We start from the raw sequence: 17,396 nt of genomic DNA, 5'->3' as shown, positions 1-17,396 counted from the left end.
AATGGGGGAATTAATTATGAAGAAAAAATTAGCAGGATTAGCGGCAATTATCACCTTAAGTTTTGGCTTGGCTGCATGCGGCAGCAATGGCAGCGGTAGTACAGACGGCTCAAACACAGCCAATAGTGAAGCAGAAAAAACAGTTTTAACGGTAGGGGCATCACCAACACCGCACGCTGAAATTTTGGAACAGGTGAAGCCGCTTTTGGAAAAAGAAGGCATTGATCTGCAGATCAAACAATTTGATGACTATATTTTACCGAACAAAGCATTGGCTGATGGGGAAATTGATGCGAACTACTTCCAGCATATTCCTTACTTCAATCTTTCTGTAGAAGAAAACGGTTATGATTTTGCGAATGCAGGCGGTATTCATCTTGAGCCAATGGGCTTATACTCTCAACGAATCAATGATATCAAAGATTTAGAAGAGGGTGCAACTGTAATTGCTTCAAATTCTGAATCTGACTGGGGTCGTGTGATCACTATTTTACAGGATGCTGATTTAGTAACAGTTAAAGATGGTGTGGACTTGGAAACAGCGACATTTGATGATATTGACAAAAATCCTAAAAATCTGAAATTTGTTTATGATGTCAATCCTGAATTATTGGCAACCACTTACCAAAATGATGAAGCGGATTTAGTGGCAATCAATGCAAACTTTGCTTACAATGCCGGACTGAATCCAGTGAATGATTCTGTCTTGCTTGAATCAGACAACTCACCATATGTGAACATTATCGCAGTCCGTTCTGAAGACAAAGACAATGAAGCCATCCAAAAACTGGTTGATGCATTGCACAGTAAAGAAATCCAAGACTGGATTCTTGAGAAATGGGACGGCTCAGTGAAACCGGTAAATGAATAATATAAAGTTAATATATTAATATAAAAAGGCAGCAAATCCGCGTTGAACAGCGATTTGTTGCCTTTTTTCTGCGTAGTGTAAATAAATATGAAAGAAAATCGATACTCAAATGGCGGTCAGAGCCTGGAAGACAGCTTTGAGGTTCTGACCGTCGTTTGCTGGTATAAGAATAAAATTGTGGGAAATAAACGCATAAAAAAAAGGAATTCTTCTTTCTGAAAGCTGTACTTTCAGGCAAGGAATCCCTTCTTTTATTTAACATCTTAAACTATCTTTTTCAGCAAGTCCTGTGTACCTTTGAAAATGTTCATTACTCATATTTCTATTAAATAAAATGCTACTCTTGACTGGAATCTTCAAGCTGATCGATGTCTTCCTGTGTGATATTAAAAGTAGCTAAAACAGAATCGTCCGGATTCATATAGTTAATTTCAATCTGCACATCTGGGATTACAGCTACAATACCATCAAATACAGGTTTCAATGCTTTAACCAATGTTGGTTTCATTGCTTCAGCATCGATCTCAAAGGGCTGCTCTTGAGCAAAGGTATAGTTATAAATAACTGTATGATCTGCTCCTTCTTCAATAGTGATCTCCCCAAACTGCTCGCCCAATTGCTCTTTTAATGAAGGAATTTGTGATTGTGCACTTTCAATCATGAGTGAAAAGAGATCATAATCGCTTGTTTTACTTTCACTTGAAGAGCTGGACGATGATGAGCTTTCTGCCAGCTGTTCGGTAGACTCAGAAGACACACTTGATTCATTGTTGCTGGATGCTTGCGTGGACGGATTCCCTGAACAGGCAGATAGACCTGTGAGAACTAACGCACCAAATAAAACCCCAATAATTTTCTTTTTCATAAAATACCCCTTTTTATTAAATAATTTTTGTATAGTGCACATTACTTAAACAATAACCAGCACCATACTGGTTAATTATACCATTTTTAATTTATAAAAAAACATCTGTTTCTACTGCATAAAGGTACAAATAAGAGAAAGAAAGCTGATCAATCAGTATGAGTATTTTGTACTGAAATAATCAGGAAATGAAAAATTTAAGCTGGCGGCTGCAAATTTTAGTTATATACTACGAAACAACAGGTATTCTCTGAAGTGTTTTATATTCAGGTAGAGAATTTCTTTATTGCAAGACTGGTGCGCTCCCCCTATACAAGACATTTTTATATTTCAATGTCCTGTATAGAGGGAGCATACCAGACTCTCAGTGACAATCTCATTTTCATTTGATTCTAAAGATTTTGTGACTGTGTTATTCATGTAAAAAGCTTTTTAATATTATTTTTTGTAAAAAAATTTTTCGAATATTTTGATATTGAGTAATATCGTTTTATGCGCATGAGTATTTCTTGGTTTTTCAACTATAAAAAGTACTGATGTGTTGACCAAATTAAAAACTAAGTTATGCTTCTAATCCAAGAAACGTGCAGCCGCATTATAGAGCCAATTAAATGCAATAGAAGGTGCAAAAAAAAGCTTTATTGCTCTAAAAAATCCATATGATTCTGTAGAAAAAGTATATCCAATGATCATCGACCAATTTAAAGAGAATGGGTCAATCTATTATGCAGGTGTCAAAAACCGTAGTCAAATATCATCAGCTTTTGTTCAATCCTTAGAAGAAATTGGTATCTATTTGCATACGTTGGATCGTGCAGCAACAGCAGGGCGAGCAATAGACATTCACTTAAAAAATCCTTACACTGGACGACCGATGACAGGATCGTCTAGCGGGACGGCAATCAATGTTCTTTTGGGAATCAATGATATTGGCATTGGTACAGATGGGGGCGGCTCAGTCCTTGCTCCGGCAATGGCGGTTAACCTGATTGGTTTTATTAGTCCGTTGTTGGATCAAGAAAATAGGAAAAGGCTTACAAGTAAAATATCGACCGATGGGATCGCCTTCCAGCCTTCTTTAGGGTTTATCACAGAAGAGTTTGATTTGCTGAAGAAGGTAGTGAACGTCATGCTGCCTGTTGAGGAGGTAAGTGAAATGAATATTGAGATTATTTATGATCCTGTAGACTTTTCAAAGAAGGAAATAGACGCTTGGGAAGGGCAGACCTCCGTCAAGGATCTATCTTTCAAATTTGATGCACGAGAACGTGTGATGCCAAAGCTAAAAGAATTACTGGCAAATTGCGATGTACTGATTAGTAAAGAGGGACCGATAGATACAGATGGGCTAGGAGATACGGTACTGGGACATTTTGATCAGCGGACGCAAGAACAGCAGCGTCAAGGAAAAAAAGGCAATTTACGTGTTGTCAATATGCTTGGTGCGACAGCGATCACTTTGCCGGCAGAAGAATTTGCTGTAGGATATCTGTTGATTTGTGAGTCAACACCAAAGAAAATCAGCAAAATGCTGCAATTTTCTGAGGAATGGTCACAGGTGAAAAATCCTTACACTCGTTACTTTTCTGACTGTAGGGAATATTATCCAAAAGAGTTTGGATAATAGTTGAGTCGTACACGATCAATCATGGAAGTATTTTTGCTATGGTTGATCGTATTTTTTTTGTGGTAATTTTTTGAAGAGAGCTTTTTAGCGAAAATTTTATGATTTTTTTCAAAAAAGTGCTGTCACCTATGGCAATCAAATAATTATCATTTTCTGTTAAGTTATTGTTTGTTATCCGAAGTTCTTATTAAGTTATAAATAGTATAATTAAGTGCTTCCTTATATTAAGAAAGTATGGAAAAATCAGGAATCTTAGTTGCAAAGACATTGCGATTCATTATCAATTAGGATAAAATGACTGAGAACGATTAAATATTTATTTTGAAAGCGGAGGGAACAATGCATGTCAATTTTGGAAATTAAAAATTTACACGTATCTATTGAAGATAAAGAGATTTTAAAAGGCGTAGACTTGACGATGAAAACAGGTGAGATTCACGCAATCATGGGACCGAATGGAACGGGTAAATCAACCTTATCAGCTGCGATTATGGGAAATCCAAACTATGAAGTTACTGAGGGTGAAGTTCTTTTAGATGGAGAAAATATTCTTGAGCTGGAAGTAGATGAGCGTGCGCGTCTGGGTCTGTTTTTAGCAATGCAGTATCCAAGCGAAATTCCTGGAATTACAAATGCTGAATTTATGCGTGCAGCGATTAATGCCAAGCGCGATGAAGACGATAAAATTTCTGTGATGGATTTTCTGAAAAAATTGGATCAGAAAATGGACTTGTTAAATATGCCGGAAGAAATGGCTGAGAGATATCTAAATGAAGGATTCTCAGGTGGCGAAAAGAAACGGAATGAAATTCTGCAGCTTTTGATGCTTGAGCCAACATTTGCCATTTTAGATGAAATTGATTCTGGTCTGGATATTGATGCATTGAAGGTCGTTGCCAAAGGTATAAATGAAATGCGCGGAGAAAATTTCGGCTCATTGATTATTACGCACTATCAGCGTCTGTTGAACTATATCACTCCGGATGTAGTTCATATTATGATGGACGGGAAAGTGGTTAAAACCGGCGATGCAGAACTGGCAAAACGTCTTGAAGCAGAAGGCTATGCTGGAATCAGTAAAGAATTAGGTATTGAATACAAAGAAGAGGAAGCTTAGGGAGGAGGACAAGATAAATGAAAGACACAAATGTAAAAACTTATCTTGACGACATCAATGCTTTTTCAGCTCAAATGGAAGAACCATCATGGATGAATGAAATCCGTCAGTCTGCTTTAGAGCAAACAGATGTACTTGAACTGCCAAAGATTGAGCGGGTGAAGTTTCATCGCTGGCCATTACTTGATGTTCAGCTGGAAGACTACATGCCTGATGCAGGCTTTGCCGTTCAATTTACAGAAATGAAAGACAATCCTGTACTGGTTCAACAAAATACTGTGACAATTTTTGAACAGCTTTCAACAGAGCTGGCAGAAAAAGGCGTTATTTTTACAGACCTGTTTACAGCTATGAAGGACTATCCGGAATTGGTGAAAGAATACTATATGACGAAAGCTGTTTTAGTGGATGAAGACAAGCTCACTGCATTCCACGCAGCCTTTATGAACAGCGGTGTCTTTTTATATGTACCAAAAAATGTTGTTATTAAAGAACCGATCGAATCAATTTTCATTCAGGATTCTACAAGTAAGCAGTCATTCTTTAAGCATGTACTGATTGTGGCAGATGAACACAGTGAAATTAATTATCTGGAACGCTTCATGACGACAGGCAAAGGCAAGGAAAAAGTATCAGCCAATATTGTGGTTGAAGTAATTGCCAAAGCAGGGGCAAAAGTAAAATATTCAGCAATGGATCAGCTGGGTGAAAATCTGACGACCTACATGAACCGCCGTGGACACATCATGCGTGATGCGTCTGTTGACTGGGCGTTGGGTGTGCTGAATGATGGCGATGTGGTGGCAGACTTTGATTCTGATCTGGTGGGTGAAGCCTCTCATTCAGAAGTAAAAGTGGTGGCAATCAGTGCCGGCAGACAAACGCAGGGAATTGACACTCGTGTAACCAATAAAGCCTCTCACTCTGTAGGACACATTTTACAGCATGGGGTTATCCGTGAACGAGGCATTCTGACCTTTAACGGGATCGGTCATATCCTTAAAGGAGCGAAGGGGGCCGATGCTCAGCAGGAAAGTCGTGTGCTTATGTTGTCTGATAAAGCACGGGGCGATGCTAATCCGATTTTGCTGATTGATGAAAATGAAGTAACGGCTGGTCACGCAGCAAGTGTGGGACGTGTCGATCCAGAAGAAATGTATTATCTGATGAGTCGCGGGCTGCCTAAAGCAGAAGCAGAACGTCTGGTTATCCGTGGATTCCTTGGCTCAGTGATTACAGCTATTCCTGTGAAGGAAGTCCAAAAAGAATTTATCGAAGTGATTGAAAGGAAGTTGAACGCATGATAAACGTGGAGAAGATTCGTCAGCAGTTTCCCATATTGTTTCAAGAAGTCAATGACGAGGCCCTTGTTTATCTGGATAATGCAGCAACAACGCAAAAACCAAAAGCTGTTTTAGAGCAGCTGACGTACTATTATGAACATGATAATGCTAACGTTCACCGGGGGGTTCATACACTGGCAGAACGGGCAACTAAAGAATATGAAGCCTCAAGAGAAAAAGTCAGAGAGCTGATTCATGCAAAAGAAACAGCTGAAATTTTGTTCACTCGTGGAACAACAACCGCTCTGAACTGGATTGCAAAAAGCTATGGAGATATGGCTGTCAATGCTGGAGATGAAATTGTTATTTCCTACATGGAGCACCATTCCAATATTATTCCCTGGCAGCAGCTGGCCGAACGAAAAGGCGCAACACTTAAATATATTGATATTACGCCGGATGGTTTTCTAGACATGGAAAGTGCTGAACGACAAATTACAGAGAAGACAAAAGTTGTTTCTGTTGCACATGTATCCAATGTTTTGGGCGTGATCAATCCGGTAAAAGAATTGGCAGAGCTTGCCCATAAGAACGGGGCTGTTATGGTCGTCGATGGTGCACAGGCTGTTCCTCATATGCCGGTTGATGTGCAGGAACTGGATGCAGATTTTTATGCATTTAGCGGACATAAAATGTGCGGACCAACTGGAATAGGTGTATTATACGGAAAACGAGCTTTGCTGGAGCAAATGGAGCCTGTTGAGTTTGGCGGCGAAATGATCGATTTCGTTAATCTCTACGACAGCACCTGGAAAGAGCTTCCTTGGAAGTTTGAAGCAGGAACACCAAATATTGGCGGGGCGATTGCTTTAGGTACAGCGGTGGATTACCTGACAGAAATTGGTCTGGAAAACATTCATCAGCATGAAGCGGAAATAGTCGCTTATGTACTGCCGAAGCTGCAGGCAATTGAAGGGTTGACGGTTTACGGACCGCAAAGCCCAGAAGAGCATACAGGTGTGATTGCTTTTAATCTGGACGGTCTGCATCCCCATGATGCGGCGACTGCGCTGGATATGGAAGGAGTGGCTGTACGTGCAGGGCATCATTGTGCACAGCCGCTGTTGAAATATTTGGATGTTCCAGCAACAGTACGTGCAAGCTTCTATCTATACAATACGAAAGCAGATGCCGATCGTTTAGTTGAAGCAATTCTTGCAACGAAGGAGTTTTTCCAATATGGCTCTATCTAAATTAGAAAATTTATATCGCCAGGTAATTCTGGATCATTCCAGTCATCCTCATCATCACGGCACGCTGGCAGATTCAAGCAAAAAAATTGAAATGAACAATCCCACCTGCGGAGATGTCATTGAGCTTCAAGTAGACATTCAGGATAATGTGATCAAAGATATCGCATTTACCGGCAGCGGCTGTTCAATCAGCACAGCCAGTGCCAGTATGATGACTGATGCAGTGATTGGAAAAACTGTGGCAGAGGCAGAAGAAATGGCAGAATACTTTTCACAGCTGGTTCAGGGGAATGAACTTCCTGAAGCAGATAAGCTAGGCGATGCACTGATTTTAAAAAATGTCAGTAAATTCCCGGCACGAATCAAATGTGCCACATTAGCATGGAAAGCATTGGAACAGGCCATTGAAAATGATGGCGAAGGAACTGCTGGACAGTTGCACTGCTGATTCGCTTTTATTGGTAATGAAGCAGACCGAAGTAGAATAAGTTCAAATAAAGAAATAGTCAGAGATGGAAAATGAAGAGAGTCTTTCTAGTGATAAAGGAGCACTTTTACTTTTGAAAGCACTGGTATTATTCAATTTTCCAACATTAGAATAAAGGGAGCGTGAAACAATGAGCGGTGTACCAGAGTTAGAAGAATATAAATTTGGGTTTCACGATGATGTGGAACCGGTCTTTAGTACAGGAAACGGACTGACAGAAGATGTAGTCAGAGAAATTTCACGTGTTAAAGGCGAACCGGACTGGATGCTGGAATTCCGTCTGAAATCATTGGAACAGTTTAATAAAATGCCAATGCAGACGTGGGGACCGGATTTGTCCGATATCGATTTCAGCAAAATAAAATATTACCAGAAACCAAGTGATCGTCCGGCAAGAGACTGGGACGATGTACCTGAAAAAATTAAAGAAACCTTTGAGCGAATCGGGATTCCGGAAGCAGAGCGTGCGTATTTAGCCGGCGCTTCCGCGCAGTATGAATCAGAAGTGGTTTACCACAACATGAAAGAAGAATTCCAAAAGCTGGGAATCATCTTTACAGATACAGATTCTGCATTGAAAGAGTATCCAGAGCTGTTCAAAGAATACTTTGGCAAACTTGTACCGCCGACAGACAACAAGCTGGCGGCATTGAATTCAGCAGTTTGGTCTGGCGGAACATTTATCTATGTACCAAAAGGGGTACGTGTAGATGTGCCGTTGCAAACCTATTTCCGTATTAACGCAGAAAATACTGGTCAGTTTGAACGGACACTGATTATTGTTGATGAAGGTGCCAGTGTTCACTACGTGGAAGGCTGTACCGCACCAACCTATTCAAGCAACAGTCTGCATGCGGCGATTGTTGAAATTTTTACCAGAAAAGATGCATACACGCGTTACACAACGATCCAAAACTGGTCAGATAACGTGTACAATCTGGTAACAAAACGTGCCAAAGCTTACGAAGGAGCAACTGTTGAATGGATTGACGGCAACCTCGGAGCCAAAGCAACGATGAAATATCCAAGTGTGTATCTGGATGGAAAAGGAGCGCGCGGGACGATGCTTTCAATTGCCTTCGCCGGAGCCAACCAAATTCAGGACACAGGAGCGAAAATGATTCACAATGCACCAAATACATCTAGCTCGATTGTATCAAAATCAATTGCCAAAGATGGCGGTGAAGTGAACTATCGCGGACAGGTAACCTTCGGCAAAGAAAGTGCCGGCTCTATCTCTCACATCGAATGTGATACGATTATCATGGATGATCAATCAAAATCCGATACAATTCCGTTCAACGAGATTCATAACAGCCAGGTCGCTTTGGAACACGAAGCCAAGGTTTCAAAAATCTCAGAAGAACAGCTGTATTACCTGATGAGCCGCGGCTTAACCGAAGTCGAAGCCACGGAAATGATCGTCATGGGCTTCGTCGAACCATTTACAAAAGAACTGCCGATGGAATATGCGGTGGAATTGAACAGACTGATCTCGTATGAGATGGAAGGGAGCGTCGGCTAGACCTACGCTTTAAGCTAGAAATGTTGATTTCATAGCATTTCTAGCTTCTTTTTTTATCTATTGTTACACAGTGAATACGGTTTTGAATACGATTCATTTTAAAAGTTAACATAATTTGCGAATTGTTCACCAGTTTCTTTAATCTTGTTTGGTGTTACATGGGTATAGATGTTCATTGTGGTTTTTATGTCTTTATGACCTAATCGTTCTTGAACATCTTTTGGTGTTGCACCACTTTCAAACAATAGACTTGCATGTGTATGACGAAAACCATGCAACGTAATTTTTGGTAAGTTGTATTTTTCAAGAATATTATAGAGCCAATCATTTGGTGCTTGAGGATAGTACAATTCATTAAATTTATTGGTAAAAAGATATTGCTGTTCTGAAGAAGTATTATAGCCAAATTTTAAATACCACTCCATTTGATTACTACGCCATTGTTGTAGCAGCTTAATAGTGATCCTATCCAATGCGATAGTACGTGTAGAACTCTCTGTTTTTGGTGTTTGAATGATTATTCGACCATGCTCATCAACAGCTAAAGTTTTTCCAACTTTTAATTGTTGATTAAAAAAATCTATGTCTTCCCATTGAAGAGATAGAACTTCCGATTTTCGTAAGCCAGTAAAGGCAAGGATACGAAAGAAAGCCTGAAGTTTTAATCCAGTACGCCCATCATTTTTCACGTGTTCTTCTAGACAACTGAAAAAAAGTTCAAGTTGTTCTTTGGTGTAAAAATTGGGAAATGTATCTTCTTCTTTTTTTCGTGGAAGCAGCGTTTTTCTCATGGGATTATCTGCTAAAATTTCTAGCTGGACACCAAATTGTAAAACTTGTGCAGTCACTTTACGAAAATACGCATATTGTTTATACTTCTCATGCCATTTATTTACTATTTTTTGGCATTGTACGACAGAAATTTTATTTACTTCAATGTCGCCCAAATATTTTAGCACGTACTGTTCAATAAAACGTCTATTTGTAGCTACAGTGGACTTCTTAACTCGTAGCCGATGATTTTCAAGCCACAAGTCGTACAGCTCTTTAAACGTCATTATTTTGTTCTGCTGATGCTGTCCATTCTGATAATCTACTAACAATTGGTTTAGTGCCAATTGTGCTTCTTTCTTTGTTTTAAAGCCCCGCCGTGTTGTACGGATTTCTTTTCCAAATTCATTAACGCCTAAATAAGCTTGGTATGACCACCAGGTAGAGCCATTCTTTTTTGTATATTGACTAAATTTTGCCATATTGATTTCCTCCAATAGTTAATTGAGGAGCTATCTTAGAAATCAATTTAATTTTGGTATTCCATCTCATCAAGAATATCTTTTATTTCCCTGATTAGATCCCTTCTGTTTTGAATTAGTTCATATACATAACCTTGCTTTTCTTTGGGAATACTTGAAATATGTGAATTTTTTTTATTGCTCTCTTTTGAATCCGAAGTATCTAATGTGGAATCAATTTTATAGTTGTATGATTTTTTTCCGTCAGATAGGTAGCTATGCTCGTCTAATGATTGATCGTCTATATATGAAATAGACAACCTGATCCCTAATTCATGTAATTTATTTTCACATTCAAGCAATGCAGCCATCTTTTCGTTTAAAATTTGGTGAAACTCTTTTCCATAAAGTAAGTAAGCTATTGACACATTCCCAATATTGGCTATTTGATGCAGTCTAAATTGGTTAGGTAGATTATCGCCTCTTTCCCAATTTCCAACAGCACCACCCGAAGCATTCTTATCTATTTTTTCTCCAAAAGCCCTCATAGATAATTTCAAATTATTCCTAATTTTCTTTATTCGTAGCCCAACTTCTTTGTTTTTAATATTGGTGTTCATAAATACCTCCTAGCTATGTATTTGTATTCTTTAAGATGATTATAACATGAATAGATATTTTTGTGCAGAAAAATAATTTTTTTTCTGTTGACAAATAATGAATGAACGTTTATGCTTGCTTTGTGCAGAAAAAAAACAAAAAAACTGCACTAGAGGAGCTATCTATAAATCAAGGAGGAAGAGAGTATGGCAAATATTAATGTTTTATTATCTGAAGAACAAGCAGAGGATTTTCGCAAAGAAATTTATTCACTAGTTTTAGAAAGTGCAGAAAAAGCAAGAAGAGATGCAAGTTTGGATAAAGATTTCTTGAATCAATTTGAAGCAGCTAGTTATCTCGGTGTAAGTCAGAATACTTTAAAAGACTATTCCAATAGGTTCGGATTGCCAGTAACTGTCATGGGTTCAAGAAAGTTCTATTCTAAAACCGCTATTCGTGAATTTATGCTTTCAAAACAAAAGAAGATAGCAAATTAGGAGGAAAAATCTATGAAAATCAGACTGAAGATAACAAAGGACTTAGTGCAATATTCTTGGCAGAATCCACTAAGTCCAGTTGGAAAAATAGAGTAATATAGCTCTATTTCCCTTTCAGTATAACATGAGAAAGGAATAAACTGAATGATGAAAAAACAAGGTCAACGCATTATAAGTAATTTTTCAAGTGGCAAATTTACTCAAATTGCTAATGCAGCAGTTCAAGACGAAACTTTATCATGGAAAGCAAGAGGGATTCTTTGCTATTTAGCTAGTTTACCAAGTGATTGGATTATTTTTAAGGAGGAAATTGCACGTCATTCAACAGATGGATATGCAGCTTTTAATACTGGCTGGAAAGAGTTGATTCATGGAGGATATGTATATGGACAACAACAACGCTTTTCAAATGGAAAATTTGATGGTTATACATGGCTAGTTAGCGATATACCGAGGTTTTCACCGAATGTCGATTTTCCGCAATCGGATAATCCGAGTTCGATTTTCCCGATTGCGGAAAACCCGAGTGTGGATAATCACCAGCTACAAATAAACACTAATACAAATACTTACTTAACAAATAATAATGATACATCTAATGATACTTCTAAAGAGATTAGTATAGACTATTCTGATTTGTTCGTTAACAATTTTAACAGAGAATTTATTACAAAGAAGACAATTGAGAAGCTAAATCTTTTTGGAGATGTGAGATTTTCTAAAGAATTAATTGACATCATCTTCCAAACAAAATACCAAGTTGAGAATTACAGAGAAAACGAAAATCGAAAATTAGGTATATCTGCTAAAGAAAAAGGACTAGGTACTTTTAAACTAGATGGGGATGCCTTCTCAATACTTTTAGAAGAAAAAGTAAACGAGTTTATTTTACAAAATAAACTAAAAAATGCGAAAGACCAGAAAATCAACAATTTGAAAAGCTATTTCAGAGTGGTTATGCGTACGTTTTGGGAAAACTGTTTACTAAATGATGATTTTTATGGTGTTGATATTATTTATGAAGATTGGGAATACAAGGATTTCTTGTATGATTGCAAATTTGATTCTAAAGAAGCACGCCACAATTTTATTTATGGGAAAGAGCGTACACATTATAACGGACAATCATTTTCAGATTTTTTGAAAGAGCAAAAAATGAAAGTAAAATGAATTGTTGCTTAAAAACAATTTTAAGGGGTGTTTATCTCTGATTTGATAAATTATACTGATTTTAGTTTAAAACACCTGTAATATACCTTAAAATCGTTTTTATCATATGAGTAATGTTTTAAAGTCTGAATAATTTCAATGGGTCACCATTTTTAAATGAAATGAGAGATGTAGGTGAAAAAAGAGATTCGAGTACACCCTAAATTTAAAATTGTGCGAGGTGTCTATTTAACTGGAGTTGGTCAAGAAAAAGGGAGCTACTATTTCAAGATCCCAGTCAATCACGAAGACTTTAACAAAATTGAAAGAGGTTCTGTCTGTTTATCTTTTTATCAAGGGGAGGAATTTGTTACAGCTCTTCCAGCCATCATCCGAACAGATGCCATATTAACTGGTCACTATCCTGTTCAAGCTGCATTAAAGCAGGAAATAAATAGGAGTTATCCTTTGTTGCCAATTCTCTCTGTCCTTGATTCTTTTGATGAAATTAAATTCCAAAATATCTTAAATGCATGGAAAATGTATGAGAAGGAATTACGGAAACTCTCTAGCCAAATAATAGCAAAAGAGAATAGAAATGAGGATGAAAAAAATGAACACAGAAGTAAAACAAATTTCGTATAAATTAGAAGATTTAAATACAAGTATTTCTCTTGTTTTGAATTATCTGGAATGTGTAAACTTAGAATTACCGAAAGAAAAGAGTGTAAAAGAATTACCATTAATTTTACAGGGATTGAGGATGAATGGCTTGGAAAATGTGATAGACAATTTGGAAATTATTGGGAAAAGGCTCACTCAATATTCGAGTGAATTATTGGATCTTACTGAAGCTGAAACAATTCAATAATGCAAAAGAATGCCTACGTGTATTTAAGCAAAGTATGTCTATTTTGCTTTATCTCTAGTATGCAAAAAAGAACTAAATAAATTAGCCATAGAATTGCTTTTTAGTGGTGGAATCTAAAAATAGGTATGCTAAGGTATGTTTGAAGAAAAGAGCATAAGGGAAACTGTCCCCACAAGTTGTGTGGAGTTGATTGTATCAACGTTTCCAAAACCGTCAAATTTTCTCGCTCCGCTTACTTTAGCATACTATAGCTGCATACCAGAGCATACCTTTCTGCATACTTAAGCATACTAGAATGAACAATATAGATGTATTAACAATTATAGAAATATGTTTTTTGAGAAACAGCTAAAATAATGGAAATTCTCTATAACAAATTTTTTGATATAGAGAATTTTATCGTATGTTACAATAAAAAAAATGAGAAAAGGTGATTGAGATGTCGACACAAAAAACAACTATTCAAATTTTTTTGGATGAAGAATTAATAAAGGAAGCAGAAAATATTTTTCAAAAATTGGGGTTGGGTGTGGAAAGTGCTATCCAGTTATTTTTAGAACAAGCTGTTTGGGATCAAGCGATTCCATTTGAAATATTAAAAGGTGATAAATAAATTTTTAGGGGTTAAATATAACTACAAATAAACTTGCTATCGTCATCAATTATAGAAAATTTATTTGTATTTTTTAAACCGTTAGTTTCTCTAATCTGTTAGTCGCTATTTTAAAAATAATTGAAATTTGATAAAACTTAATTGTTTAGTAAAATTAACAAAAAAAAATAAAGCATGATATACTTTATTTAAGAATTTGATTAGAAAGGAGTCAATTATGACCTCCATTAAAGCATTGTTAGGAAATAAACAAAAAACGTTAATAGCAAAGTTAGAAGCAGATTTAAATCATCCTACTTCCAAAGGTGATAACAGTGAAGAAGCATGGATTAATTTTTTTAGAAGTTTTCTACCAAGTAAATACGCTGTTGATAAAGGATTCATCTTTGACTCCACTGGAAATATGAGTGAACAAATTGATGTTATTATCTATGATTCTCTTTATACTCCACTAATTTTTGAAACAGAAGCGGGCGAAAAATTCATCACTTCAGAAAGTGTATATGCGATATTTGAAGTTAAACAAGAAATTAATAGGAGTTACTTAGAATATGCTCATAAAAAAATAATGTCTGTTAGAACTCTATATAGAAGTTCTAGATCAATGATTGTTGCTGGAAAACAAGTACCTGCACGAGGATTAACAAAAATTTTAGGAGGAATTCTTTCTTCTAGAACTGTTGCAATAGACACTCTCAAAACAAACTTGTCTGAGTTTTCTTCAATTGATTTGGGCTGTGCAATTAACCATTTCTCATTTCTTACTATTAAAAATGAAGATAATAAAACTATTGATGTAATAAAATCAAGTGCTGATGAAACTGTACTATCCTTCTTTTTTATTATACTTGATGAATTGTATAAGCTAGGTACTAGTCCCGCTGTTGATATAAGAGATTACGCTGACTTTTCATTAGATAGCATCCAATTGAAAAGAGAGGTTTAATATTATGGGAAATTATAAATACTTTACAGATTTACTTTCCAATATTGAACCTAGTAAGACAACTAAATCATATGTTAGTAGTATACAAAAGAACCTAAGAGAGTACTTAAATAGGCATGAAAAATATAAATCGAAACACTTAGATACTTTTATTTCTGGATCATATGCAAAACAAACTTCAATACGCCCCACTTTAAATGAAGAAAAACAAGATGTGGATATTGTAGTGGTAACAAATTATAAAAAAGATACACCTCCAATTCAAATTTTGAATGAGTTAAAAGAAGTTTTAAGTAATAATAGTAAATACAAAAAAGTTAGACTACAATCTAAGTCTGTCGGAGTTGAAATGGCTAATTATCATATTGATGTTGTTCCTGTAATTATCGAAGACAATCAATTCTACATTGGAGACTCGGAAAAAGATGTTTGGATTTTAACTAATCCCAAAGAACATATTTCTTGGTCAGCAAAAACAAACTTGAAGAATGAGGATAAATTCAAGCCTTTAGTTAAAATTTTCAAGTGGTGGAGAAAACAAAGGAAAACAGAAAATTTGAAACTGCCAAAAGGAATTCTATTAGAGAAAATAATTGCTGACAATATTGGTGATCCCAAATATGATATAGAAAATTTATTAGTAACAACTATGAATAACATTATAGCTAACTACCAAGCAGAATATATAGATAAAGGCTTAATTCCATCAGTATACGATCCTGCTCTACAGGAAAATGATTTACTTAAAGAATATACATTAGCTGATTTTTCAAAATTTTTAGAAATAATTCAACAAGATTTAGTAACCGTAAAAAGCAACCAATTTTCTATTGAATCATGGAACCAAGTATTGGGGCCTAGTCCTTCAAAAAGTTTAGAGGAAATTCAAGAGGACTACTCACTATCTATTAAAATAGAAATGGATAAAATTTTAGATCAAGTGATTGATAAATCAATTCGACTTAGTACAGAAATCAAAGAGTATACGAATAAAAAAATAGAAGTAGAAAAGAGAGAAAGGAGTATTCAAGAAAAAGAAGATGAAGTGAAATATAATATCTATATAGGCTTCCTTCAAGATGCTCATAGAAGTCTTTCTGACACCATAATAAAAGGATTAGGAAGAGAATATTGGCTGAATATTATTAAAACTCTAAATTCTATTAACGAAAAAAGAAACCGTGTTTTTCAAGGGTATGAGCACAGTTACTTGGCAACAATCTATAAAGCACTTGAACTGGATTTAGAATACTATAACTCCTTGTGTTCTATGGTAGAAGATAATTTCTTTCTTTCAATCTATGAAGTGAAATATGTTATCGAAAATACTTTTTATAGAACGACACTAAAAGAGGCGTTAAAAGTTAGTATAAAAGAAGGGGATTACTCTGACACTATGGAATCATTCAGAGAAGCACTAAAGTTACTTGAAGAAAATTCATAAGTAAATCAAAAATATAATTAATTCTTACCAAAGGAGGTATGATGAATATATGGTTAATAAAGGCTATAAGGATGTAACTGGTCAGCGGTTCGGTAAACTTATTGCTGTTGAACGGCTTAACAAAAAGAAACGCTCTACTTATTTTTGGAAATGTAGGTGTGATTGTGGAAATTTTTGTGAAGTACCCTTAAACTATCTTACACAAGGTAATACCAGCAGCTGTGGTTGTTTAAGAACTCCTGATTTTAAAGGTAAAGTCATTGGGCGTTTAACTGTTTTAAATATTCATTCAAAAGGGAAGTCCATTCTTTGGAGTTGTCAATGTAGTTGTGGCAATATGACTACTGCTACTACGGCGGAGTTGAAAATTCAAAAAAAGAAAAGTTGTGGGTGCTTAGAAGCAGAAAATAAGAAGGCAATTGCTGGACACAATTTTTTAGACTTAACGAACCTTAAATTTGGTAAACTACTAGTTTTGAAACGATCAGATAAGAATAAAGAAAAAGGTTTAGCCTTTTGGGATTGTATTTGTGATTGTGGAGAAAATACTGTTGTAGAAAGTAGCCATTTGACGAATGGTCATACGAAAAGTTGTGGCTGTCTACTAGATTTAGCCAGAGAACAGTTTAAGACCATAGCTATGGAGCCAGAGATTATAGAAAAAAGAAAAAAGACTTTTAAAGAGAATGATGGTATTGAAAATGGCACACGATTATGTGCATTAGCAAAAACAGAGCCACCTAAGACTAACACTAGTGGCTACCCTGGCGTCTCATATGCTAAAAGAGAGAGAAAATGGCGAGCTTATATTACGCTAAAAGGAAAACAACAGTCACTTGGTTACTACAATACAAAAGAAGAAGCGATTGAGGCTAGGCAAAAAGGAGAAGAACTATACCATATACCTATACTTAATAAATATACGAAAAAATGAGATAGTTTCACTATCTTGGATTTGAAAAATCAAATTGTAAAAATAGACCTACTAAAATTCAATATAGTAGGCTTTAGAATGC

General features: G+C 36.1%; 18 protein-coding genes. 15 read left to right on the top strand and 3 right to left on the bottom strand.

Annotation, left to right across the window (positions count from 1 at the left end; genetic code table 11):
* Positions 1-16 precede the first annotated feature (16 nt).
* Positions 17-871, top strand: coding sequence for a MetQ/NlpA family ABC transporter substrate-binding protein (locus LI954_RS03130; protein ID WP_202064505.1), 855 nt, complete (start codon positions 17-19; stop codon positions 869-871).
* A 337-nt stretch (positions 872-1,208) separates the two neighbouring features.
* Here LI954_RS03130 and LI954_RS03125 read toward each other — a convergent pair whose 3' ends face one another.
* A complete protein-coding gene (locus tag LI954_RS03125) occupies positions 1,209-1,736 on the bottom strand; it encodes a hypothetical protein (RefSeq protein ID WP_229443577.1) in 528 nt (175 codons plus the stop codon).
* Between the two features lie 685 nt (positions 1,737-2,421).
* Here LI954_RS03125 and LI954_RS03120 point away from each other — a divergent pair.
* From LI954_RS03120 to sufB, 6 genes are all read left to right on the top strand, one after another.
* Complete coding sequence (locus LI954_RS03120) at positions 2,422-3,360, top strand: amidase family protein (protein WP_229443576.1); 939 nt, start codon at positions 2,422-2,424, stop codon at positions 3,358-3,360.
* 346 nt (positions 3,361-3,706) lie between these two features.
* Positions 3,707-4,480, top strand: a complete 774-nt coding sequence (sufC, locus tag LI954_RS03115) for a Fe-S cluster assembly ATPase SufC (protein WP_229441674.1) — start codon at positions 3,707-3,709, stop codon at positions 4,478-4,480.
* Positions 4,481-4,497: 17 nt separating this feature from the next.
* The gene (sufD, locus tag LI954_RS03110; RefSeq protein ID WP_229443575.1) at positions 4,498-5,784 is read left to right on the top strand and encodes a Fe-S cluster assembly protein SufD; all 1,287 of its coding nucleotides are present in this window, start codon (positions 4,498-4,500) and stop codon (positions 5,782-5,784) included.
* Complete coding sequence (locus LI954_RS03105; protein WP_229443574.1) at positions 5,781-7,016, top strand: cysteine desulfurase; 1,236 nt, start codon at positions 5,781-5,783, stop codon at positions 7,014-7,016. Before sufD ends, LI954_RS03105 begins: the two co-directional genes overlap by 4 nt.
* Positions 7,003-7,464, top strand: a complete 462-nt coding sequence (sufU, locus tag LI954_RS03100) for a Fe-S cluster assembly sulfur transfer protein SufU (protein WP_229441671.1) — start codon at positions 7,003-7,005, stop codon at positions 7,462-7,464. The genes LI954_RS03105 and sufU overlap by 14 nt, the downstream gene beginning before the upstream one ends.
* 169 nt (positions 7,465-7,633) lie before the next feature.
* Positions 7,634-9,028, top strand: coding sequence for a Fe-S cluster assembly protein SufB (gene sufB, locus LI954_RS03095; protein WP_202064483.1), 1,395 nt, complete (start codon positions 7,634-7,636; stop codon positions 9,026-9,028).
* 98 nt (positions 9,029-9,126) lie between these two features.
* Here sufB and LI954_RS03090 read toward each other — a convergent pair whose 3' ends face one another.
* Together LI954_RS03090 and LI954_RS03085 are read right to left on the bottom strand one after the other, a co-directional pair.
* On the bottom strand, positions 9,127-10,281 hold the full coding sequence (locus LI954_RS03090; protein WP_229443573.1) for a site-specific integrase: 1,155 nt from the start codon (positions 10,279-10,281) through the stop codon (positions 9,127-9,129).
* Between the two features lie 47 nt (positions 10,282-10,328).
* A complete protein-coding gene (locus LI954_RS03085) occupies positions 10,329-10,880 on the bottom strand; it encodes a helix-turn-helix domain-containing protein (RefSeq protein ID WP_229443572.1) in 552 nt (183 codons plus the stop codon).
* Between the two features lie 186 nt (positions 10,881-11,066).
* On the opposite strand from LI954_RS03085, the gene LI954_RS03080 reads away from it, so the two are divergent.
* From LI954_RS03080 to LI954_RS03045, 8 genes are all read left to right on the top strand, one after another.
* Positions 11,067-11,357, top strand: coding sequence for a DNA-binding protein (locus LI954_RS03080; protein ID WP_229443571.1), 291 nt, complete (start codon positions 11,067-11,069; stop codon positions 11,355-11,357).
* 144 nt (positions 11,358-11,501) lie between these two features.
* The gene (locus LI954_RS03075) at positions 11,502-12,527 is read left to right on the top strand and encodes a hypothetical protein (RefSeq protein ID WP_229443570.1); all 1,026 of its coding nucleotides are present in this window, start codon (positions 11,502-11,504) and stop codon (positions 12,525-12,527) included.
* 174 nt (positions 12,528-12,701) lie between these two features.
* Positions 12,702-13,151, top strand: coding sequence for a hypothetical protein (locus LI954_RS03070; protein ID WP_229443569.1), 450 nt, complete (start codon positions 12,702-12,704; stop codon positions 13,149-13,151).
* Positions 13,120-13,377 carry a hypothetical protein gene (locus LI954_RS03065; RefSeq protein ID WP_229443568.1) on the top strand — a complete coding sequence of 86 codons (258 nt, stop codon included), beginning with the start codon at positions 13,120-13,122 and terminating at the stop codon, positions 13,375-13,377. Before LI954_RS03070 ends, LI954_RS03065 begins: the two co-directional genes overlap by 32 nt.
* Before the next feature lie 439 nt (positions 13,378-13,816).
* Complete coding sequence (locus LI954_RS03060; RefSeq protein WP_229443567.1) at positions 13,817-13,990, top strand: type II toxin-antitoxin system RelB/DinJ family antitoxin; 174 nt, start codon at positions 13,817-13,819, stop codon at positions 13,988-13,990.
* A gap of 217 nt (positions 13,991-14,207) precedes the next feature.
* A complete protein-coding gene (locus LI954_RS03055) occupies positions 14,208-14,936 on the top strand; it encodes a DUF6602 domain-containing protein (protein WP_229443566.1) in 729 nt (242 codons plus the stop codon).
* A 4-nt stretch (positions 14,937-14,940) separates the two neighbouring features.
* Entirely contained in the window at positions 14,941-16,380 is a 1,440-nt protein-coding gene (locus LI954_RS03050) for an SMODS domain-containing nucleotidyltransferase (protein WP_229443565.1), read from the top strand.
* Positions 16,381-16,429: 49 nt separating this feature from the next.
* On the top strand, positions 16,430-17,314 hold the full coding sequence (locus tag LI954_RS03045) for an AP2 domain-containing protein (protein WP_229443564.1): 885 nt from the start codon (positions 16,430-16,432) through the stop codon (positions 17,312-17,314).
* Positions 17,315-17,396 lie beyond the last annotated feature (82 nt).

Origin of the sequence: Enterococcus sp. CWB-B31 (assembly GCF_020567645.1) — a bacterium.
Lineage (GTDB): Bacteria > Bacillota > Bacilli > Lactobacillales > Enterococcaceae > Enterococcus_L.
Note: the sequence above shows the minus strand (reverse complement) of the source record. Positions and strands in the feature narration are given on the sequence as shown.